Genomic DNA, 20,677 nt, shown 5'->3' on the forward strand with positions numbered 1-20,677 from the left:
TCAGGCTCGAGGTGGCAGGCCGTAGGCCGCCAGGTCGAAGTCCGCGAGCTTGCGGATGATCTGGTCGGCGTGGTGATACTTGCTGTCGGCCATGGCTTCGTCCGGCACGGCGATGGCGGTCATATGGGCGGCTTTCGCAGCAGTGACGCCGAAGGGTGAGTCTTCGAACACCAGGCAATCCTGCGGTGCCACGCCCAAGCGGCGGGCGGCAGTGAGGAAGATGTCTGGCGCGGGTTTGGCGGCGCCGACTTCCGGGTCGTCAGCGGTGACAATGGTGTCGAACAGGCCAAACCATTCGCGGTGCAAGGTGGTCTTGTGGCCAAACGAATTGCGCGACGAACTGGTACCCACGGCAATCGGGATATTGTGCGACTTCAGGTGCCGCACCAAGGCCTCAGCGCCGGGCATGCCCAAGGCCTTGGGGAAACGCTCGCTCATCAGCGGTTCCCGGATCTTGAGGAATTCGGCCGGCGTGATCGGCAAATCCAGCGCCTTCACCACATACTCCGCCAGGTCCTGGGCACCGCGCCCGATAATGTGCTGCTTGATGCCCCAGTCGTAGGTGCGACCGTAGCGTTCGGCGATAATCTGCGTGACTTCTGTGTAGATGCCTTCCGTGTCCAGCAACAACCCGTCCATATCGAAAATCACGGCCTTGATCGGACCGACTGCGGTACGCGGTGCATTCATCGCTACAACCCAAGGGAAAGACTAAAAGGATTCAGCACAATAGCGGGGCGGGTCTCATACAGGCAACCTCCACGACTTTGTATCGACTCGACTCCCCGGTTGATGGCCCTTCACATCAATGCCTCATACCTGGAAACAGTTATACCGGTCGGTGTGAGCGGCGAGCGTCTACGGTTTGTGAGGGCAGCGCGAACAGCCACTGGCGCGCGTCTGAAAATATCGCTTGCTAACCTTATAAAAGACTTATTAACCTTCCAATGAACTCCATCCACTGGACTAGAAAATCCGTAAAGCAACTGCTTCGGTTGCATACGTATCATCAGCAACAGGTACGCGATGCTGTGTCAGCGCTCGAGCGCATGCCCGAGGCAGCCAACGTCAAGGCATTGGTCAATTACCCCCATGGTTATCGCTTGCGCGTGGGGAATTACCGAGTCCTTTTCGATTGGGATCGCGATATCCATGTGGTCAGCATTGAAGAGGTCAAGAAGCGTGACGAGCGAACCTACTGCCGTACAGATCATCCACAATACGGAGGGCAAGCCAGCCTTTGTGGTGATTCCCTATGAACATTATCTGGCCCGGCAGAACGATCCAAATCTGATTCCCCATGCGGTGGTAAGCCGCCTGGTGGATGGGGCAACCCCTATCCGTGCATGGCGCGAACACCTGAACCTGACCCAGGAAGAAGTTGCCAAACGCCTGGGCATTTCCCAATCCGCATTTGCCCAACAAGAGTCGGTGAATAAACCTCGCCGTGCAACGCGGGAAAAAATTGCCAAGGCGTTCGGCATCAACGCCAGTCAACTGGAGCTATAGAGCGTTACGCTGGAAATCTGCCCCCTCAGTCCCCTCACTTAAGGGCTTCCACCTGGATCCGCGCATGGGCCAGTGCCGTAGAGGCCGATGCTACAGGCCCTTTAGTGCCAAACTTCACACTGCCCGAGGCAGGCAACCCATGCCGGCCAGGGTCGTCTCCACCGCTTCATCCAGCGGCGTGCAAGGTTCAACGCCCAATACCGCAACCAGCCGCGTGTTATCGAGCAGCACAGGGGTTTGCCACAGGTAACGTATCTCCAGCATTTCACGGAAGGTGACGACAAAAGGCGAAGCTATTTTCAGCAGCCACCAGGGGAACATCCTGACGACAGGCTGTTGCCCCGTCCTACGCAGCACCACGCGCTGGATCGCCCTGCTCACCTGTGTGCCATCCGTGTCCACCTGCCCCGCCATATGAAAACGCGCGAACGCCTCCAGGGTTTCACGGCGCTCGAGCAGTTCAACCATCGTACGCGCCACATCGGGTAGGTACGCCCATTGATGGGCAACACCTGGCGCCCCCGGATAATTGATGCTGCGCACAAGGTTGCCAGGTTTGACCAAGCCCTGGGAAAACCAGCTGTTGGCCGCCTGCGCGCCGAAAAAGTCACCGGCGCGCACGATCAGCACCCGCGCCCCGTTGCCTGAAGCTTCGTATAAACGTTGCTCCAGTTGCACACGGATCGCACCCTTGCGGGTTTGCGGGTGTTGAGGGGAGTCTTCGTGCAGTACGGGAAACGCGTCCGGCCCAAAGTTGTAGACGGTGCCGGGCAATACAATGGTGGCGCCTTCAGCAACGGCCGCCGCAATGGTGTTGTCGATCATCGGCAGCACCCGCTCGGCCCAGTGCCGATAGCCCGGCGGGTTGACCGCGTGCACGATCACTTCACAGCCTCGGGCTGCGGCAAGTACGTCATCGCGGTTGAGTGCATCACCCTCAAGCCAGTCAAATGCGGCGTTCTGGCCACGGGCCTTGTCGGCATCACGGGTCAACGCGCGTACCTGCCAACCCGCCGCCAGCAGCTGCCGTGCGACTTCGCCACCAATGCCACCGGTTGCACCCAACACCAATACTGTATTCATCACACGCTCCCACGCTGGTTGATGGGGACATTTTCTGCGCGGCTAGGTTATAGAGGAATTGTCGAAGACTATCCAGGCGCTATACATTTATGTATGGCAACGAATATTGGTTGGGAGCTTTACCGGTCGTTCCTTGGCGTGTTCCGGGAAGGATCGCTGTCGGGGGCCGCACGGCAACTCGGCATTACACAGCCCACGGTCGGCCGGCACATCGCCGCGCTGGAAACGGCGCTGGGCGTGGTGCTGTTTACCCGATCACCCACCGGCTTGTTGCCCACGGCCGTGGCCCACACCTTGCGCGCCCACGCCGAAACCATGGAGCGCACAGCGGCGGCACTTGAGCGTGCAGCGTCTGCCCAGGGTGATGAAGTGCGCGGCGTGGTGCGCGTGTCCGCCAGTGAAGTGGTCGGCGTGGAAGTGCTGCCGCCGATCCTCACGCAAGTGCGCCGGGCACACCCGCACCTCAAGGTCGAACTGGTGCTGACAAACCGCCTGAGCGACCTGTTGCAACTGGAAGCCGACATCGCCGTGCGCATGGTCCGCCCCAGCCAGGAGCAACTGCTGGCGCGACGCATCGGCCTGATCGAAGTAGGCCTGCACGCCCGCGACGATTACTTGCAGCAACACGGCACGCCCCTGTTGATGCAAGACCTGGCCGGTCACTCAGTGATCGGTTTCGACCAGGAAAACGCATTTATCCGCAGCCTGGCCATCAAGGGTTTCGAGCGCAGCGCCTTTGCCCTCAGCAGCGACAGCGACCTAGCCCAACTGGCACTGATCCGTGCCGGTGCCGGTATCGGCGGGTGCCAGGTCCAATTGGCCAAGCGCGATCCCCGCCTGCGCCGGGTCCTGCCGGAAGGCTTTGCACTCAAGTTGGACACCTGGGTGACCATGCACGAAGACCTGCGCAGCAGCCCGCGCTGCCGCGTGATGTTCGACGCGCTTGTCGAAGGTTTGCAGCGTTACGTACAGGATTGAGACAGCTTCACTGGTGAAGAATCAGACTCCCTCAGTCCCTTCACAGACGCCCCCATGTCCGAAGCCTTCGAAGTCCCCAGCCCCCACGAAAAACACATCGAACACACCACCGAACATGCCCACGGCCGCGGTGACAACTTCGCCAGCCGCATCGCCGTGATGACCGCCCTCATGGCCACCCTTGGCGCCATGCTCAGCTACCAGGCCGGCTCCACCGAAAGCGAAGCGGCAATGGACAAGAACAACGCCGCCATCTTCAAGACCGAGGCCGCCAACCAGTGGAACTACTACCAGGCCAAATCCAGCCGGCAAAACCTGGCAGAACTGGCCACCCACATCCCCGGTGTGGACGCGGTGCATTACAAGGAAGAGATCGAGCGCTACAAAAGCCAGAAGGAAGACGTGCGCAAACAGGCCGAAAAGCTTGAGGCCACCTCAAAGGAATGGGATGAAAAGTCGGAACAGGCGCTGCACCAGCACCATCGCTGGGCCCAAGCGATGACCGCGATTCAGATCGCGATTTCGTTGGCGGCGATCACCTTGCTCACCAGGCGGGAATGGTTGAAGCGCCTGTCGTATACGGCAGGCGGAGCAGCCGTGATATTGGGGAGCCTGGCCTGGCTGCATTTATAAAAAATCCCCTTGGGCGCCAGAGCCTTACCGCTATATAGTAAACAGCATAACGAAACCCAAGGAGATACCGGTGTCCGCACAACCCAAGGAAGCTGTGGGCGCCGCCTACAGCATCGACGCCATGCGCTACGCCCAAGGCATGACCTGGCAAGCCATCGAACACCTCGCCCAACGCATCCGCCCCGGCATGCTCGAATCCGAAGCCCGCGAACTGGGCAAACACGTCCTCGCCGAACTCGACATGCAGCGCATCTGGCACCCACTGCTGGTGCGCTTTGGCGCCAACACCCTCAAGACCTTCAAACAACGCTCCGACGGCGATCCGATGCTGGGCGACAACGACATCTTCTTCATCGACATGGGCGCCGTCTGGCAGGGTCACGAAGGTGACGCCGGCGCCACCTTCGCCATCGGCAACGACCCGGACATGCACGCCTGCGCCAGCGCCGCCAAAGCACTGTTCGACCGCGTGCAAGCCCGCTGGAAAAACGACCAGGTCGTCGGCCAGGAGCTTTACCGCTACGCCGAAGCACAAGCCCTGGCCATGGGCTGGCAACTGAACCTCGACATCAAGGGCCACCGCGTCAGCGACTTCCCCCACGCCATCCACCGCGGTGGCGACCTGGGTGACTTCGAGCACTACCCGAACGCCGGCCTGTGGATCCTGGAAATCCAGATTGCCCATCCGAGCAAACCCTATGGGGCTTTCTACGAAGACCTCCTCGCTTAAGGAACGCAAATGAACCGCGCCACCGAACACCTCGTGCTGTTATTTTCCTACGGCACGCTGCAGGACAAATCCGTACAACTGGCCAACTTCGGCCGGGAACTGGCGGGCCAGCAGGATGCGATGCTGGGCTATTCACAGAGCTGGGTGGAGATCACCGACCCGGATGTGCTGGCGAGTAGTGGCAAGACGCATCATCCGATTGTGGCGCCGAGCGCTGAGGCAGGCGCCAGGATTGAGGGGATGGTGTTCCGGATTACGGAGCAGGAGCTGGCGGCGGCGGATGCGTATGAAGTGTCGGACTACAAGCGGGTGGAGGTGGGGTTGGCTTCGGGGTTGAGGGCTTGGGTGTATGTGCGGGCGTGATATGAACAAGGGCGGCTGAATTGGCCGCCCTTTCGAGAGAGTACCGAGCCTACTTGCACACCATTGACACGTGAGTTTGGTGCTCATACTCCCACCCTCTACACGCCAACCCTACGTGCTTGGGAATCAAAGCAGCACCACTGCTATAGGCCGTGATAGTCCTACGTGAGAAGCCCAATTCGACCGCAGCGGCGGACAGGGAAAGATTGTTGCTGAGCATCCACTTTCTGAAATCCTGCGTGAGCATAACCTCGCCGGACTGCTCCAGTGCCAGGCGGTGCAAGGTCACGGCAGACAGCTCAAGGTCATTGCCCCATGTCACATCAAAGCCCCATTCACCTACAGCTACTTGGCTGAAGAGCCCCAGGTCCATAAGCGGCTTGAGGATGGGGAAGGTTTTTATATGATCGATGAGATCGACGGTATGTTGCTTACCATTGTTCCACTCGATTTCTAGAGCATGCTTGCCGGCAACTGGTTGCACAGCAGAAATGCGAAGCTTGCTGGTCATAAGTCAGTTCCTCCGGTTTTGTTCATCCCATACCCGATGAAGATCAGCGATATGAGCTTTTGCCCAATTCAGGGCGGCTTTCAAGGCCTTTGTTTCGGCACCTGCGCCAAGCACGACAAGCCCTTCTATCTGAACCAAACACTCGCCATCCGGGGTCTGCACGTGAAAGTGCGGTGGCGCGTGGTCGTCGGGATAGATTTTTATTTTCCAGTTTCGTTCACTGTGAAGAGTAGCCATGAGGTCAGATGCTAGAGAAATATTTTCCCTAGCACAACTCGATTTTCTTACCTCGATAGTCCCGAGACCTTAGCTTTCTGGAAACCTATAGCAATTGGTTGCTGGCACCTTGAGCAACATCACAAGTTTGCGAAATGTTCTACGCGCTTTCCGGAAGCGCCACTCTCCCACCTCATCATCTCCATGCCTATAGTCACCGGGTCGCTCGAAGAGCGATTGGGTTTGGCGACCCGACTACAAGACGGCAGAAGCCTCCCGGCAGATTTGCGGGATGCCCCTGTACGCAATAAGCTGCTCCATGGTGGCTGTGCGTGGGAGACCTTCGGGTCTGCCGGTCTTTGTCCGTTCTTGTCCCGGTTCGCCAACCTGCGTACAGCTGCCACCTTTTGTTTGGCGACAAATGCGTGGCTCCCCCCCTAAGTGAACGGACTTAACGCATGAACCAATACATGGCCCTCACCAGCAACGACAGCACCACACCCGCCCTTTTTGTCGACACAACCGTCCCGCTTGAAATCCTCCTCGACGCTGCGAACTATCGACTTCGTGCTGTGACGCAGGTGCTTGAGAACCTTGCGCTGCGTAGTGAGATAAGCAGCGATGCGGTGGTACTCAGCGACTTTGCTTTACTGTGCTCTATCCCGTTGCGGGATGGGTGTGACTTGCTGGATATCATAGAGCGGCGAATGGATGTATCGCAGCCTTAGAAGATATTGCATGCCGCTTTAGGACTATAGCTGCCAGTTTCCCTTGGTTCGGTATACCAATCCAAGGGGTGCTGGTTTCCGAGGGCCGTGAAAAGGCCCCCACACTTGGCACAGATGTGGGGGCCATTGAACATAAGCGGCGTTATTGGTAAGGCAGTGTTGCCTCAGTCGCCATCAAAGACGCCTCTGCCGGGTTCCGCTGGCCTGCCAAGCACATAGCAGGCCACCGCCTGCGCGTTAAGGTGGTCATAACCGGGCACAACAGCTAACAGTGTCCAGCCGTCAGCCAAGCGCCGATTGGCCTGCGCCGTGTGCAACTCTTCCACCACCTCCACCGCTTCATTGATCTGCATCGGTCTAGCTCCTTGAGGATTGAGCCATCCAGTGTAGTCGGCCGGGCTGGGTTTCCATTTCGCTGACCAGACGCTTTATATCCAATCTCCCTAAAGCTCAGCTCAACAACAAAACCTCAAATTCGTCTATTGACGGCTGGCAACTCTGCTCGGTCATCCGACAGAGCAAACGTGACAAGAGGCAACGGACCTCAATTATATGGTCGACAAGCATCTCGTCCGTCGTGGCCCCACCATGCACAGCTTTTGAGCGGTAATCGTAGAGTTTTTTGATGCGCCGGTAGAGGCTCACCCTCTCTGGCCCTCGATCCTCCAGGTAGGCAGCTGCCAACAACGCAAGGCGAAAACGAAGCTCAGAATTAATTCCAAATAGGGCCTCAAAGCCAGACCAGAGGGCCGCGGCTGACATCCTTAAGTTGGCATGATGGTGATGCGTGGTCATGGCATCTACAGCCAGCCGGAAAGCGGGTCGCTCCAGCAAATTGATCCAACTTTTTAATTGAGCATCCACCCAGTCCAACGCATCGACTGATACGGCTGTCCGAACATCTAACCTACGTGCTGCCGGCACGTCTTCAAGTAGCTGGATCCGGCAAGCGTCGGCTTCTACTGCGGGAATTACATCCCATGATACGTCCGCCACAGCCGGCACCAATATGTCAACTTGGGAACGCGTGCGAAGCGCTGAAATGATCCACCAACCGAGGTTCATGTTCGATTGATCGAATATTTCCCCATCGCACGCTACGGCAAGTTCGTGAGTTACCGAGGGCATGTGGCGTGCGACTGCACTTAACAAAGACTTTCGGTGCAGCGCTTGTGCAAGTTCTATCTCACCTGGGGGTGCCTCAACCCTTCTCAGAACTGCAACGCGGGAAAAATCATATTTGTCGCACTCTACAGACAAGCCCGACACTGCGAAGCAGAGCTCAGGGGCGCCACCCAGCTTCGCCAGGCGCTCTTTGGCGGAATCCTTCCTTTGACGAAAATGCTCTAGAACATCCATTTGATCCTCTCCCCAGTGGCTGGCAGCTCATCATGCAGCACCCTAAAAATAGGTAACTGTGAACTCATCCGTCAGTGCCAACTTTCGCACCAAAATAACGCACCAGTCCCATGACGGTCCCATGGAGCCTTTTTTTGGACGCCAAAAACCACAAACCCCCAACTTTCTCTAGGAAAATCAGGGGTTTGCGTTTTCGTAATTTGGCGGTGAAGGAGAGATTCGAACTCTCGATACAATTTCTTGTATACACACTTTCCAGGCGTGCTCCTTAAGCCACTCGGACACTTCACCGTATCTCGTCAAACCAGTTCAGTCTGTCGAGGCGCGCTAATGTAGTCGAAAGCCTTTCTGATGGCAAAGGTTTTTTTCAGAATATTCATGCGCTTAGCCGGTTATGCCGCTCACCGCCCGGCAACGGGCGGTGATTGTGCCATTCTCAGGCATCGGCGGTAGACGCCTGGGGCGGCGATTGCGCCCTGCGCCAGGCATTCCGATGCGCTGTGCAGGGCAAAAGCCTGACCGGCCAGTCAGTCACAGCGCTTTACCGGGGCGGGCGTGGTGGGTAACGTCTGCTGCATTCTTCTATAACAAGTCCTACAAGGAACCGCGTCATGAGTGAGTTGATTGCCTACCACCTCGAAGACGGTATCGCGACCCTGACCTTGAGCAACGGCAAGGTAAATGCCATTTCTCCGGCGGTGGTCAGTGCCTTTAATGAAGCGCTGGACCAGGCGGAGAAGGACCGGGCGGTGGTGGTGATCACCGGCACGCCGGGGATTTTGTCGGGGGGTTATGATTTGAAGGTGATGACCGCCGGCCCCAAAGAGGCCATCGGTCTGGTGACGTCCGGTTCAACGTTGGCGCGTCGCCTGTTGTCGCACCCGTTCCCAGTGATTGTGGCGTGCCCAGGACACGCGGTGGCCAAGGGCGCCTTTTTGCTGTTGTCGGCGGACTATCGGATTGGGGTGGATGGCCCGTTCAGCATTGGCCTGAACGAGGTGGCGATTGGCATGACCATGCACCACGCCGGTATCGAGTTGGCGCGGGATCGCCTGCGCAAGTCGGCGTTTCATCGTTCGGTGATCAATGCCGAGATGTTTGACCCGCAGGGCGCGTTGCAAGCCGGCTTCCTCGACAAAGTGGTGGCACCGGAAGAGCTGCACGCGGCGGCGCTGGAAGCGGCGCGTCAGTTGAAGAAGCTCAACATGAACGCCCACAAGCACACCAAGTTGAAAGTCCGTAAAGAACTGTTGGAAGCCTTGGACGACGCCATCATCCAGGACCAGGGGCATATCCTGAGTTAAGCCCTACGCGTGATGTACCAAAGCCCGACCTTGAGTCGGGCTTTTTCTTACAACCAATTCCGAATCATCTTCAGCCGCTCTAGCTTGCCCGTATCGACAGATGTTGAAACATGCGCTTAAACATCGCCTATCTCCTACCTCTACCGGGGTAATTGCCGAATACAGTGCACAACCGTACACTGCGCCACCTTTTGTGCCGGTGGGCCGTGTCGATGCTTTTCCTGTTGCGTATGTTGTTGATGGGCCTGCACTTTATGCTTGCCGGCGTGCTCGGCGTGCTGGTTGGTGTGTGCCGGCCGTTCAACCCGGACAACAGTCGCCTGTGCGCACGCCTGTACGCGCTGCCGGCCATGTGGATCCTGCGGCTCAACGTGAAGGCCGATGTGGACTCGCTGCGCAACAAGCCCGGCACCTGCGTGATCATCGCCAACCACCAGTCCAACTATGACCTGTTTGTGTTCGGCACCGTAGTGCCCTACCGCACGGTGTGCATCGCCAAGAAAAGCCTGAAGTGGGTGCCGCTGTTCGGCCAGTTGTTCTGGCTGGCGGGCAATGTGTTGATTGACCGGGGCAATGCGCACAAGGCACGCCGGGCGATGCTTACCACCACCCACACGTTGCAGCACGAAGACACTTCGATCTGGGTGTTTCCGGAGGGCACGCGCAACCTGGGCCAAGGGTTGCTGCCGTTCAAGAAGGGCGCGTTCCATATGGCGATTGCGGCGGGTGTGCCGATTGTGCAGGTGTGTGTCAGTAACTACGTGACACATATGCAGCTCAATCGCTGGAACAGCGGGGGTGTGCTCATACGGTCGTTGCCGCCGATTCCTACCGTTGGCCTGACTTCGGATGACATCCCGGCGTTGATGCAGGCGTGTCATGCGCAGATGGAAGCCTGTATTGACGAGATGGACCGCGAGTTGCGGGCTGCCTGAACACTGCTGGGGGGCGCTTCGCCCCCCAGCGCGAGCAAGCTCGCTCACCACAAAATGCTCGATGCAACGACGGAACGCCATTCAGGCTAAGCTGCCCAACACCTGTCATCCCAATAAGAAGCGATCAGCACCATGGGTAGAGTTGTTGCGGCCGCCGTCTACAGCGCCGGTAAGAAAGTTTCGGATATCACCCTCGATGAAGGCGCGGCCTGGGCCGCCAAACCCGACCACTTTGTGTGGATCGGCCTGGAAGAACCCAACGCCCAGGAGCTGGCCAACCTGCAACGCCAGTTCAACCTGCATGAACTGGCCATCGAAGACGCCCTGGAAAAACACAGCCGCCCCAAGCTGGAAACCTTCGGCGATGCGCTGTTTATCGTCACCTACTCACCGGTGCGCGAGAACGGCAAGCTGGAGTTTATCGAAACCCATATTTTTGCCGGCAACGGCTACATCATCACCGCCCGCAATGGGCACTCGGCGTCCTACGGCTTTGTGCGCCAGCGTTGTGAGGCGCGGCCGCTGTTGCTGGAGCATGGGGAAGATTTCGTACTGTATGCGCTGCTGGATTTCGTCACCGAGAACTACCAGCCGGTGAGCGAAGCGATCCACGCCGAGATCGATGAACTGGAGCGCAACGTGTTGTGCAGTTCGTTGAGCGAGCGCGATATCCAGAACCTCCACGGTTTGCGCCGCGATGTGCTGCGGCTCAAGCGTTACGTGGCACCGATGGTGGAGATCAGCCAGGAGCTGCAGAAGCTCAGCTTCCCGTTCATCGACAAGAACATGCGCCCGTACTTTCGTGACGTGCAGATTCACGTGACGCGGCAGATGGAAGACCTCACCACCCTGCGCGATATCGCCAGCCAGACCATCGAAATCGGTGTGTTACTGGAGGCTTCGCGCCAGAGCGTGGTGCAGCGCAAGTTCGCCGCATGGGCGGCGATCCTCGCATTCCCCACCGCGGTGGCGGGGATTTACGGGATGAATTTCCAGAACATGCCCGAGCTGCAATGGCACTACGGCTATTTTGCGGTGCTCGGGCTCATTGCCACGGGTTGCACGGGGTTGTGGGCCAGTTTCAAACGGTCGGGTTGGCTTTAAACCTGAGCTTCGGACTTGTGCGCCACAAACCGCATCATCCATTCCGCCACGGTTGCACCGTGGTGGTCGCGCTCAAGGCTGGCTACGCCGTTTGTGTAGACCTTTTCGCCCAGGGTTGTCTGAAGAATCTCCAGCAACTCGCGGGAATAATCATGGACAAATTCCGGGTGTCCCTGGAAGCACAGCACCTGGTCACCGATGTGATACGCCGCGAACGGGCAAAACGCGCTGGAGGCGATGACGGTGGCATTCTCCGGCAACGTGGTCACCTGGTCCTGATGGCTGATCAATAGGGTCAATTCCGGTACTTCAGGGCTCATCCACGGGGCCTTGGCATCCAGCTGGTAGTCGTGAATGCCCATTCCCCAGCCTTGGCCGGCGCGCTCGGTCTTGCCGCCCAGCAACAGTGCCAGCAATTGATGACCGAAGCAGATGCCGAGCAGCTTGTCGCCACGCTCGTAACGGTCGAGCAGGTAGGTCTTGAGAGTCTGGATCCATGGGTCAGTGCCGAAGGAGTCGGCCTTGCTGCCGGTGACCAGGTACGCGTCGAACACTTCGTCGTCCGAGGGGTATTCACCGTTCACCACGTTGTACACCACGAACTCGGCGGGAATCGGCTGCTTGGCGAACAGGCGCTTGAACATCTGCCCGTACCCTTGGTATTGATCGATCAAGCCTGGACGCAGGATATCGGTTTCCAGGATACAGACGCGTAGCGACATAAAAAATACCTGACACGGTGATGGGAATATTGCACACCCCAGAGCCTGCCTTGAAATACCCCTTCAAGGCAAGCCCCCCAGCTTCACCGGAACACTTCACCCTGCGCCGCTTTCTCCAGCAACAACCCCGGCGGCATGAAACGTTCGCCATACTGTTCAGCCAGGTAGCGAGCGCGGGCGATAAAGTCCTTCAGCCCATATTGGTTGATGAACTGCAACGCACCACCGGTCCAGGCCGCGAAACCAATGCCAAAAACAGACCCCACGTTCGCGTCCGCCGTGGACATCAACACCCCCTCTTCCAAACAGCGCACCGTCTCGATCGCCTGGATAAACAGCAGGCGGTCGCGTACATCCTGCGGCGAGATGCGCTGATCAGGTCGCTCAAAGCGGCTTTTCAACTCCGGCCACAGGTACTTTTGCCCGCCGCTGGGGTACTCATAGAAACCGCCTCCCGCCGCCTTGCCCGCGCGCTTGTATTCGTTGACCAACAGATCGATCACCGCTGTCGCCGGGTGCGTAGGCAGCGCCTTGCCTTCCGCCTGCAGATCCTTGGCCGTCTGCTGTCGGATATGGCTCATCAGGCTGAGGGACACTTCGTCAGACACCGCCAGCGGGCCCACCGGCATGCCGGCCTTGCGGGCTTCGGTCTCGATCATCGGCGCGGCCACGCCTTCGCCGAGCATGGCGATGCCTTCGTTGGTGAAGGTGCCGAACACCCGCGAGGTGAAGAAGCCACGACTGTCGTTGACCACGATCGGGGTTTTCTTGATTTGCAGGACAAAATCGAAACCACGGGCCAGGGTCTCGTCACTGGTGCGCGCGCCCTTGATGATTTCCACCAGCGGCATCTTGTCCACCGGGCTGAAAAAGTGCAGGCCGATGAACTTGGCTTGATCCGGCACTGCCGTGGCCAGGCCGCTGATGGGCAAGGTGGAGGTATTGGAGGCGATCACAGCGTCGGCGCCGACCACCCTTTGCGCAGCGGCCGAGACCTTGGCCTTGAGTTCGCGGTCTTCGAACACCGCCTCGATGATCAGGTCGCAGCCTGCCAGATCAGCATCGGATGCCGTAGGACGAATCCGCGCCAAGACGGTTTCCTGCTGCTCGGCGGTCAATTGCCCACGGCTGACCTTCTTGTCCAGCAGCACCGCCGAATGCGCCTTGCCCTTCTCGGCGGCCGCCAGGTTGATGTCCTTGAGCACCACCTCGATACCGGCGCTGGCGCTGACATAGGCAATGCCCGCCCCCATCATCCCGGCGCCCAGCACACCGACTTTGCGCGTGACATACGGTGTAAACCCTTGCGGCCGCGAACTGCCGGCGTTGATCTCGTTGAGCTGGAACCAGAAGGTGCCGATCATGTTTTTTGCGACCTGCCCCGTCACCAGCTCGGTGAAGTAACGGGTTTCGATCAGGTGCGCGGTGTCGAAGTCCACCTGGGCGCCTTCGACGGCCGCACAAAGAATTTTCTCCGGCGCGGGGAAACAGCCGTTAGTTTTACTGCGCAAAATCGACGGCGCAATGGCCAGCATCTGCGCCACTTTTGGGTTCGATGGTGTACCGCCCGGAATCTGGTAGGCCTTGTTGTCCCACGGTTGCCTGGCGTCCGGATTGGCCAGGATCCAGGCTCGGGATTTGGCCAGCAACTCATCGCGATCCGCCGCCAGCTCGTTGATCAAGCCGGCTTGCAGCGCCTGTTGCGGCCGCACTTTCTTGCCTTCGAGCAAATACGGCAAGGCCTTTTCCAGCCCGAGCATGCGCACCATGCGCACCACCCCGCCGCCGCCCGGCAGCAGGCCCAGGGTGACTTCCGGCAAGCCCAACTGCACCGACTTGTCGTCCAGCGCAACGCGGTAATGGCACGCCAGGCAAATCTCCCAGCCGCCCCCCAGCGCCGCGCCATTGATCGCGGCCACCACGGGCTTGCCGAGGGTTTCCAGACGCCGCAGTTGCGCTTTCAACACCCGTACACCGTCGTAGAAATCCTTGGCGTGGGCCTTGTCGACCTTGATCAGTTCATTGAGGTCGCCACCCGCGAAAAACGTCTTCTTCGCCGAGGTAATGACGACGCCGGCGATGCTATCCCTTTCCGCCTCCAGGCGCTCCACCGTAGCCGCCATGGCCTCGCGGTACACTGCGTTCATGGTGTTGGCGATCTGGCCGGGCATGTCGAGGGTCAGCACCACGATGCCGTCCTGGCCTTTTTCGTAACGAATGGCTTGGGTCATGACAAGTTCCTTGGGCTCAGAGGCGTTCGATAATGGTGGCGATGCCCATGCCACCGCCGACACACAGGGTGGCCAGGCCATAGCGCTGCTGGCGTACTTCGAGTTCGTCGAGCAGGGTGCCGAGGATCGCGCAGCCGGTCGCGCCCAACGGGTGCCCCATGGCAATCGAGCCGCCGTTGACGTTCACGCGTGCGGCGTCGATGCCCATGTCCTTGATGAACTTGAGCACCACCGAGGCAAACGCTTCGTTGACCTCGAACAGGTCGATGTCTTCAACGCGCAGTCCGGCCTTGGCCAGGGCCTTGCGCGTGGCGGGCGCGAGGCCGGTGAGCATGATGGTCGGGTCGGTGCTGGTGACCGCTGTGGCGACGATACGCGCCCGGGGTTGCAGGCCCAGCTCGCGCCCCTTGGCCTCGGAGCCGATCAACATCAGCGCGGCGCCATCGACGATGCCGGAACTGTTGCCGGGGGTGTGTACGTGATGGATGCGCTCTACGTGGCTGTAGACACGCAACGCGGTGGCATCGAAGCCCATCTGCCCGATCATTTCGAAACTCGGCTTGAGCTTGCCGAGGCCTTCAAGGGTGGAGTCGCCGCGAATGAATTCGTCATGGTCCAGCAGCACGATGCCATTCTGGTCCTGCACCGCGATCAGCGACTTGTTGAAGGAACCGTCTGCACACGCCCTCGCCGCTTTCTGCTGGGAATGCAGGGCAAAGGCGTCGACGTCCTCGCGGGTGAAACCTTCCAGGGTGGCGATCAGGTCCGCGCCAATACCCTGTGGGGTGAAGTGACTGTGCATATTGGTCTGCGGATCGAGCACCCAGGCGCCACCGTCACTGCCCATGGGCACGCGGGACATGGACTCGACGCCGCCGACCACCACCAGATCCTCGAAGCCGGAGCGGACTTTCATCGCCCCCAGGTTGACCGCTTCCAGGCCCGACGCGCAGAAGCGGTTGACCTGGACCCCGGCGACGCTGATGTCCCAGTCCGCCACCAGCGCGGCGGTCTTGGCGATGTCGGCGCCCTGGTCGCCTACCGGGGTCACGCAGCCGAGCACGATGTCGTCCACCTGGTGGGTGTCCAAGTCACTGCGCAGGGCCAGCGCCGTGAGCAGGCCGGCTACCAGGTTCACCGGCTTGACGCTGTGCAGGGCACCGTCCGCCTTGCCTTTGCCACGGGGGGTGCGTATCGCATCAAAGATCAACGCTTGGGTCATGACGTCCTCGAACCAGTGTGCATGTGTGCCTCTACCTTAGGCCCGATTGACACGGTTTCAATGACGGATGCGCTCATTGCTTTTGACCCCCTCGCTCGGACGAACGGTAGGCACCTAAGGTAATCACCTGATTAATCGTTTTAGCTGTCTAGCCAAGGCATTGGCGCCAAGATGGCGATATGCCTCATGCCTTTTTAAGCTGAAATTCTGATTAGCTGATATGAAATGAGTCTAAGCCGCGAAGAACGAGGGCTCTAAGGTTGAATCAGTAAGAAGTTGCTGCCGGGTTTTGCTGGAGCAACTGTAAGAAAAGCGACACGTCATCTCGCCATACTGAAATAAGACCGGCACGCATTTGACGCTCAGGAATAACAACAAAAGGCAGTCAGCCATGTTCAAACATTCGAAAGTACGTCAGGCGGGACTCATTCTTTTCGCCACCACACTGATTCTGATCTTGCCCAATTTGACCAAGGTTATTGGGTGACACCTCCACACCCACATTCCGTGCACTCACAGCACCGGGTTTGCAGCTTTTGGCAGCGCCTGCCAGGACATTGCGCATAGCGGTCCGGCAGGGGCTGTCTTTTTGCGTGCAGATTTGCGGTATCGTGAGCAGCATCGCCACTCGACACCGGGCCCTTTCTTGAAAGCCATCCTTGCCCTCCTCGCCTTGCTCATCAGCCTCCCCACTGCGGCGGCCCAATTGACCATCGAACTCAACCACTCCCGCAAGACCTGGCAGACCGCCGACTTGCTCAAGCACCCGCAAGCGCAGACGGTGCAGATCGACGATGACGTCTCCTACAAGCGCAGCATGAGTTATCGCGCAGTGCCGCTGGCCGTGCTCCTACCGGGTTTGAAACCCGAGAGCCATCTGCAAGCGGTTGCCCTGGATGGATTCGCCGCCGAACTCACCGCCGCGCCGTTGCTGGAACAACAGGGTGCACGTGCTTGGCTGGCGGTGGAGGATCCTGCTCAACCCTGGCCGGCACTGGCGCAGGGCAAACCCAGTGCCGGGCCGTTCTACCTGGTGTGGACCGACCCGCAAGCCGGGGCTATCAGCCCTGAGCAGTGGCCGTTCCAGATCTCCGGGATCAAGCAGTTGAACACGGTAGCGGAGCGCTTTCCGGCGTTGTTGCCGGATCCGAAGCTGGCGGCCAACGACCCGATCAACCAGGGTTTTGCCCTGTTCCAGAAAAACTGCCTGGCCTGCCACCGCATCAATGGCGCCGGAGACGCCCAGGTGGGACCGGACCTGAATATCCCCTACAACCCCACCGAGTATTTTGGCGGTGATTTCCTCAAGCGCTATATCCGCGACCCGCAGAGTTTGCGGCGTTGGCCACAGGCGAAGATGCCGGCGTTCGCGGCCAGCGTGTTGCCGGACGGTGAGCTGGATCTGTTGGTGGGGTATTTGAAGCATATGGCCGGGCGTAAACAGCAACCTTAAACATCCGGTGGTGAACGCGTTGTGGTGAGCGGGCTTGCTGTGGTGAGCGGGCTTGCCCCGCGTTGGGCTGCGCAGCAGCCCTGATCAAGCAGAATGCGGTGTGTCAGGAGTTTCTTCGGTTCCTGGTTTTGGGGCTGCTGCGCAGCCCAACGCGGGGCAAGCCCGCTCACCACAGCAAATCTGCTCACCACAACAAGTCCGCCAGCCACAACACCCCGCTCGCCGCAACCGAATCATTGCTGCTGGACGGAAATCACCGGCGTCGGCGCCACGAACACCTTGGCATGCATCTGCTCATGCCCACCGCCCCGGCGCATGCCGCGCACCGGGCAAGCATCGAGGTAATCCAGCCCCACCGCCAGCTTCAAATGCCGCTCCGGGCGGGCCAGTTGGTTAGTCACGTCAAAGCTGTACCAGGCGTCATCCAGCCAGGCTTCGGCCCAGGCGTGGCTGGCCAGGTGCGTGCTGTCCTCGGTGTACAAATACCCCGACACATACCGCGCAGGAATGCCCAGGCTACGCGCACAGGCCAGGAACGCGTGGGTGTGGTCCTGGCACACGCCCGCACGGCCGGCGAAGGCCTGGGCGGCGCAGGTGTCGACCTCGGTCGCGCCGGGCGTGTAGACCATCGCCTGGTTAAGTGCCTGCATCAGGTCGATCAATGCCGTACGGTCGCGCCGTTGATGGCAGTGCTGTTCGGCAAAACCACGCAGGGCTTCATCGGGTTCGGTCAGGCGCGTGCAGCGCAGGAACGGGAACGCCGATTGGCTCTCATGCTCGGCCTCGCGCAACTCGTCGATGTCCACCTGGCCACGCGCGCCAATGATGATGGCGTCGTGGGGCTCGTCCAGGGTCAACACATGCAGGATGTTGCCGAACGGGTCCACCTGGGCACGCACCGGGCGTGGCAGGTCAAGTTGCCAACTGAGTACATGCTGGCGCTCGCTGTCATGGGGCGTGAGGCGCAAGTATTGGATGCTGGCGCGCACCTGGTCTTCATAGTGGTAGGTGGTTTCGTGGCTGATGGAGAGTCTCATGCCGCCTCCAGGTAGGAACTGTAGATGGCGTCGCCCAACTGGCGGACCAAAGGAATAAAGTCGGTCAGCCAGGCGTGCAGGCCTTCCTCAAGGATTTCATCGATGGCGGTAAAGCGCAGGCGCGCATCCATCTCGGCGGCCAGGCGCTGGGCCGGGCGGCCGTTGATGCCAGGCAGGCTGGCGAGTATCTGGTCGATCTCTTCACTGCAGGCCCGCAGTGAGCGTGGCACATCGGCGCGCAACAGCAGCAACTCGGCGACTTGCCGTGCGCCGGGCGCATCGCGATAGATCTCGGTGTAGGCCTCGAACGACGACAAGGCACGCAGCAAGGCGCTCCATTGATAGTAGGCGTGGGCCGTGCCATCGGTGACAGCCTCGGCGCGGTCACCGGCCATCTCATAGCGGGCGTCCAGCAGGCGCAGCGTGTTGTCGGCCCGTTCGATAAAAGTGCCCAGGCGGATAAATCGGAAAGCATCGTTGCGCATGATGGTGCCGTAAGTGGCACCCCGGAACAGATGGGAGCGCTCCTTGACCCACTCACAGAACCGGCTCATGCCATAACGGCTGAGGCCCTGCTGGGCGATATCGCGAATATCCAGCCAGGTGGCGTTGATGTTTTCCCACATATCCGCGGTAATTCGCCCACGCACCGCATGGGCGCTGGCCCGCGCGGCGCCGAGACAACTGTAGATGCTGGCCGGGTTGGCCGCGTCCAGCGCAAAAAAGTGCAACAGGCGTTCGGCGTGCAGTTCGCCGTGACGTTCGTGGTAATCGTCCAGGGTGCCGGTAATCAATAGCGGCATGGCCAGTTCATGCAGGCCGTCGCCGCGCCCATCCTGGGGCATCAGTGACAGCGAATAGCTGACGTCGAGCATGCGTGCGAGGTTTTCCGCACGCTCCAGGTAGCGCGACATCCAGTACAGATCCGAGGCAGTTCTACTCAACATGGCATCAGTCCTCGACCACCCAAGTGTCTTTGGTGCCGCCGCCCTGGGACGAGTTCACCACCAGCGAACCTTCGCGCAAGGCCACGCGGGTCAGGCCGCCGGGCACTACACGGGTCTCCTTGCCGGACAACACAAACGGGCGCAGGTCGATATGGCGCGGCGCAATGCCGTTTTCGACAAAGGTCGGGCAGGTGGATAAACACAGGGTCGGCTGGGCGATATAGGCGTGGGGCTTGGCCTTGATCCGCGCTCGGAAGGCTTCGATTTCCGCTGCCGTGGACGCCGGGCCTACCAACATGCCGTAGCCGCCGGAGCCCTGGGTTTCCTTCACCACCAGGTCGGGCAGGTTGGCGAGTACGTGGGATAGCTCGTCCGGTTTACGACACTGGAAGGTCGGAACATTCTTCAGGATCGGTTCTTCATCCAGGTAAAAACGGATCATCTCGGTGACGAAGGGGTACACCGACTTGTCATCCGCCACGCCGGTGCCGATGGCATTGGCCAGCACCACATTGCCGCAGCGATAAGCCGCGAGCAGGCCGGGCACGCCGAGCATGGAGTCCGGGTTGAAGGCCAGGGGATCGAGAAACGCATCGTCGAGACGACGGTAGATCACGTCCACGGCCTTGGGCCCATCGGTGGTGCGCATGAAAACGCGGTCATCGCGTACGAACAGGTCGGCGCCTTCCACCAGTTCCACGCCCATCTCGCGGGCGAGAAAGGCATGCTCGAAGAACGCGCTGTTAAAGCGGCCCGGCGTCAATACCACCACGCTGGGGTTATCCAGGGGGCTTGAGCTTTTCAGCGTGTCGAGCAGCAGGTTGGGATAGTGATCGATGGGCGCGATGCGCTGGGCAGCGAACAGTTCGGGGAACAGGCGCATCATCATCTTGCGGTCTTCGAGCATATAGCTGACGCCGCTGGGTGTACGCAGGTTGTCTTCGAGCACGTAGTACGTGCCGTCGCCATCGCGTACGAGGTCGACGCCGGAGATGTGGGAATACAGGTCGCGGTGCAGGTCCAGGCCCTGCATCGCCAGTTGGTATTGCTCGTTGGCCAGCACCTGTTCGGCAGGAATGATCCCGGCCTTGATGATGCGTTGCTCGTGATACAGGTCGGCGAGAAACATGTTCAACGCCTTGACCCGCTGGATGCAGCCACGCTCGACAATCCTCCATTCACTGGCGGGAATGCTGCGCGGGATGGTGTCGAAGGGAATCAGACGCTCGGTGCCCTGCTCGTCCCCGTAGAGGGTGAAGGTGATCCCGGCGCGGTGAAACAGCAAATCGGCTTCGCGCCGGCGTTGAGCCAGCAATTCAGGCGGGGTTTCGGCCAGCCAGCGGGCGAACTCGCGGTAATGCGGTCGGACCTGGCCTGCCCCATCGTACATTTCATCGTAATAAGTGCGGATCATGCCGAACTCCTTGTCACCCGGGCGCAAGAACCATCGCAAGGCCCGTGCCAGCGGCATAAACACTTAAAAATCAGTGAGTTGAATTAACCACGTAATCTGCTCGCACCGTCCTGGTGCGTAGAATGCCCGGTGCACTGCCCGACGCTTCATCGCAATGCGGGCTTTGACTATCAACAGCATAGTCAGAGTTGATTTCAC

General features: G+C 59.7%; 22 protein-coding genes, 1 tRNA gene and 1 pseudogene. 11 read left to right on the plus strand and 13 right to left on the minus strand.

Annotated elements, in window-relative coordinates; genetic code table 11:
• A complete protein-coding gene (locus tag M2497_RS24045) occupies nt 1-690 on the minus strand; it encodes an HAD-IA family hydrolase (RefSeq protein ID WP_248483696.1) in 690 nt (229 codons plus the stop codon).
• A 257-nt stretch (nt 691-947) separates the two neighbouring features.
• Between M2497_RS24045 and M2497_RS24050 the strand changes: the two are divergent.
• Nucleotides 948-1,199 (plus strand): annotated as a pseudogene (locus M2497_RS24050) (type II toxin-antitoxin system RelE/ParE family toxin); the annotation flags it as partial.
• Nucleotides 1,153-1,509 (plus strand): helix-turn-helix transcriptional regulator, encoded by a 357-nt coding sequence (locus M2497_RS24055; RefSeq protein ID WP_071491428.1) that lies wholly within the window; start codon nt 1,153-1,155, stop codon nt 1,507-1,509. The pseudogene M2497_RS24050 and the gene M2497_RS24055, both read left to right, overlap by 47 nt.
• 114 nt (nt 1,510-1,623) lie before the next feature.
• Here the strand turns inward: M2497_RS24055 and M2497_RS24060 are convergent, their stop codons facing one another.
• Nucleotides 1,624-2,592: an NAD(P)H-binding protein gene (locus M2497_RS24060; RefSeq protein WP_248483698.1), complete on the minus strand. Its 969-nt coding sequence runs from the start codon at nt 2,590-2,592 to the stop codon at nt 1,624-1,626.
• A gap of 93 nt (nt 2,593-2,685) precedes the next feature.
• Here M2497_RS24060 and M2497_RS24065 point away from each other — a divergent pair, with 93 nt between their 5' ends.
• The 4 genes from M2497_RS24065 (at nt 2,686) to M2497_RS24080 (ending at nt 5,296) form a co-directional block, all read left to right on the plus strand.
• Nucleotides 2,686-3,570, plus strand: a complete 885-nt coding sequence (locus M2497_RS24065) for a LysR family transcriptional regulator (RefSeq protein ID WP_248483700.1) — start codon at nt 2,686-2,688, stop codon at nt 3,568-3,570.
• A 54-nt stretch (nt 3,571-3,624) separates the two neighbouring features.
• The gene (locus tag M2497_RS24070; protein ID WP_248483703.1) at nt 3,625-4,203 is read left to right on the plus strand and encodes a DUF4337 domain-containing protein; all 579 of its coding nucleotides are present in this window, start codon (nt 3,625-3,627) and stop codon (nt 4,201-4,203) included.
• Nucleotides 4,204-4,273: 70 nt separating this feature from the next.
• Complete coding sequence (locus M2497_RS24075; protein ID WP_179040733.1) at nt 4,274-4,933, plus strand: M24 family metallopeptidase; 660 nt, start codon at nt 4,274-4,276, stop codon at nt 4,931-4,933.
• A 9-nt stretch (nt 4,934-4,942) separates the two neighbouring features.
• Nucleotides 4,943-5,296 (plus strand): gamma-glutamylcyclotransferase family protein, encoded by a 354-nt coding sequence (locus tag M2497_RS24080; protein WP_248483705.1) that lies wholly within the window; start codon nt 4,943-4,945, stop codon nt 5,294-5,296.
• 49 nt (nt 5,297-5,345) lie between these two features.
• Here M2497_RS24080 and M2497_RS24085 read toward each other — a convergent pair whose 3' ends face one another.
• Both M2497_RS24085 and M2497_RS24090 read right to left on the minus strand, forming a co-directional pair.
• A complete protein-coding gene (locus M2497_RS24085) occupies nt 5,346-5,807 on the minus strand; it encodes a DUF2442 domain-containing protein (protein ID WP_248483707.1) in 462 nt (153 codons plus the stop codon).
• Between the two features lie 3 nt (nt 5,808-5,810).
• Nucleotides 5,811-6,044, minus strand: coding sequence for a DUF4160 domain-containing protein (locus M2497_RS24090; RefSeq protein ID WP_248483709.1), 234 nt, complete (start codon nt 6,042-6,044; stop codon nt 5,811-5,813).
• Between the two features lie 437 nt (nt 6,045-6,481).
• Between M2497_RS24090 and M2497_RS24095 the strand changes: the two genes are divergently transcribed.
• Entirely contained in the window at nt 6,482-6,751 is a 270-nt protein-coding gene (locus M2497_RS24095) for a short-chain dehydrogenase (protein WP_248483711.1), read from the plus strand.
• Nucleotides 6,752-6,915: 164 nt separating this feature from the next.
• On the opposite strand, the gene M2497_RS24100 is transcribed toward M2497_RS24095, so the two are convergent.
• The 3 genes from M2497_RS24100 to M2497_RS24110 form a co-directional block, all read right to left on the minus strand.
• Nucleotides 6,916-7,104 (minus strand): hypothetical protein, encoded by a 189-nt coding sequence (locus M2497_RS24100; protein ID WP_248483713.1) that lies wholly within the window; start codon nt 7,102-7,104, stop codon nt 6,916-6,918.
• 97 nt (nt 7,105-7,201) lie between these two features.
• Nucleotides 7,202-8,110, minus strand: a complete 909-nt coding sequence (locus M2497_RS24105; protein ID WP_248483715.1) for a HEPN domain-containing protein — start codon at nt 8,108-8,110, stop codon at nt 7,202-7,204.
• A gap of 201 nt (nt 8,111-8,311) precedes the next feature.
• Nucleotides 8,312-8,401: transfer RNA gene (locus tag M2497_RS24110), tRNA-Ser, on the minus strand.
• 320 nt (nt 8,402-8,721) lie between these two features.
• On the opposite strand from M2497_RS24110, the gene M2497_RS24115 reads away from it, so the two are divergent.
• From M2497_RS24115 to M2497_RS24125, 3 genes are all read left to right on the plus strand, one after another.
• Nucleotides 8,722-9,414 (plus strand): crotonase/enoyl-CoA hydratase family protein, encoded by a 693-nt coding sequence (locus M2497_RS24115; RefSeq protein WP_071493919.1) that lies wholly within the window; start codon nt 8,722-8,724, stop codon nt 9,412-9,414.
• Nucleotides 9,415-9,626: 212 nt separating this feature from the next.
• Nucleotides 9,627-10,349: a 1-acylglycerol-3-phosphate O-acyltransferase gene (locus M2497_RS24120; protein WP_248483717.1), complete on the plus strand. Its 723-nt coding sequence runs from the start codon at nt 9,627-9,629 to the stop codon at nt 10,347-10,349.
• A 132-nt stretch (nt 10,350-10,481) separates the two neighbouring features.
• The gene (locus M2497_RS24125) at nt 10,482-11,453 is read left to right on the plus strand and encodes a magnesium and cobalt transport protein CorA (protein ID WP_248483719.1); all 972 of its coding nucleotides are present in this window, start codon (nt 10,482-10,484) and stop codon (nt 11,451-11,453) included.
• Here M2497_RS24125 and M2497_RS24130 read toward each other — a convergent pair.
• The 3 genes from M2497_RS24130 to M2497_RS24140 form a co-directional block, all read right to left on the minus strand.
• Nucleotides 11,450-12,175 carry an amidotransferase gene (locus M2497_RS24130; RefSeq protein ID WP_248483721.1) on the minus strand — a complete coding sequence of 242 codons (726 nt, stop codon included), beginning with the start codon at nt 12,173-12,175 and terminating at the stop codon, nt 11,450-11,452. The two genes, M2497_RS24125 and M2497_RS24130, sit on opposite strands and share 4 nt — an antisense overlap.
• A gap of 83 nt (nt 12,176-12,258) precedes the next feature.
• The gene (locus tag M2497_RS24135; protein WP_248483724.1) at nt 12,259-14,406 is read right to left on the minus strand and encodes a 3-hydroxyacyl-CoA dehydrogenase NAD-binding domain-containing protein; all 2,148 of its coding nucleotides are present in this window, start codon (nt 14,404-14,406) and stop codon (nt 12,259-12,261) included.
• 16 nt (nt 14,407-14,422) lie between these two features.
• Nucleotides 14,423-15,628 carry an acetyl-CoA C-acetyltransferase gene (locus M2497_RS24140; RefSeq protein WP_248483726.1) on the minus strand — a complete coding sequence of 402 codons (1,206 nt, stop codon included), beginning with the start codon at nt 15,626-15,628 and terminating at the stop codon, nt 14,423-14,425.
• Between the two features lie 646 nt (nt 15,629-16,274).
• On the opposite strand from M2497_RS24140, the gene M2497_RS24145 reads away from it, so the two are divergent.
• Nucleotides 16,275-17,081, plus strand: a complete 807-nt coding sequence (locus M2497_RS24145) for a cytochrome c (protein ID WP_248483728.1) — start codon at nt 16,275-16,277, stop codon at nt 17,079-17,081.
• A gap of 233 nt (nt 17,082-17,314) precedes the next feature.
• Here M2497_RS24145 and M2497_RS24150 read toward each other — a convergent pair whose 3' ends face one another.
• From M2497_RS24150 to M2497_RS24160, 3 genes are read right to left on the minus strand one after another with little or no spacing between them, the layout of a single operon-like run.
• Nucleotides 17,315-18,118, minus strand: a complete 804-nt coding sequence (locus M2497_RS24150) for a transglutaminase family protein (RefSeq protein WP_248483731.1) — start codon at nt 18,116-18,118, stop codon at nt 17,315-17,317.
• Entirely contained in the window at nt 18,115-19,065 is a 951-nt protein-coding gene (locus M2497_RS24155) for an alpha-E domain-containing protein (RefSeq protein WP_058427414.1), read from the minus strand. Before M2497_RS24155 ends, M2497_RS24150 begins: the two co-directional genes overlap by 4 nt.
• Nucleotides 19,066-19,069: 4 nt before the next feature.
• Nucleotides 19,070-20,479: a circularly permuted type 2 ATP-grasp protein gene (locus tag M2497_RS24160; RefSeq protein ID WP_092242611.1), complete on the minus strand. Its 1,410-nt coding sequence runs from the start codon at nt 20,477-20,479 to the stop codon at nt 19,070-19,072.
• Nucleotides 20,480-20,677 lie beyond the last annotated feature (198 nt).

The sequence above is a fragment of the Pseudomonas sp. CYM-20-01 genome (assembly GCF_023169845.1).
Lineage (GTDB): Bacteria > Pseudomonadota > Gammaproteobacteria > Pseudomonadales > Pseudomonadaceae > Aquipseudomonas > Aquipseudomonas azotoformans.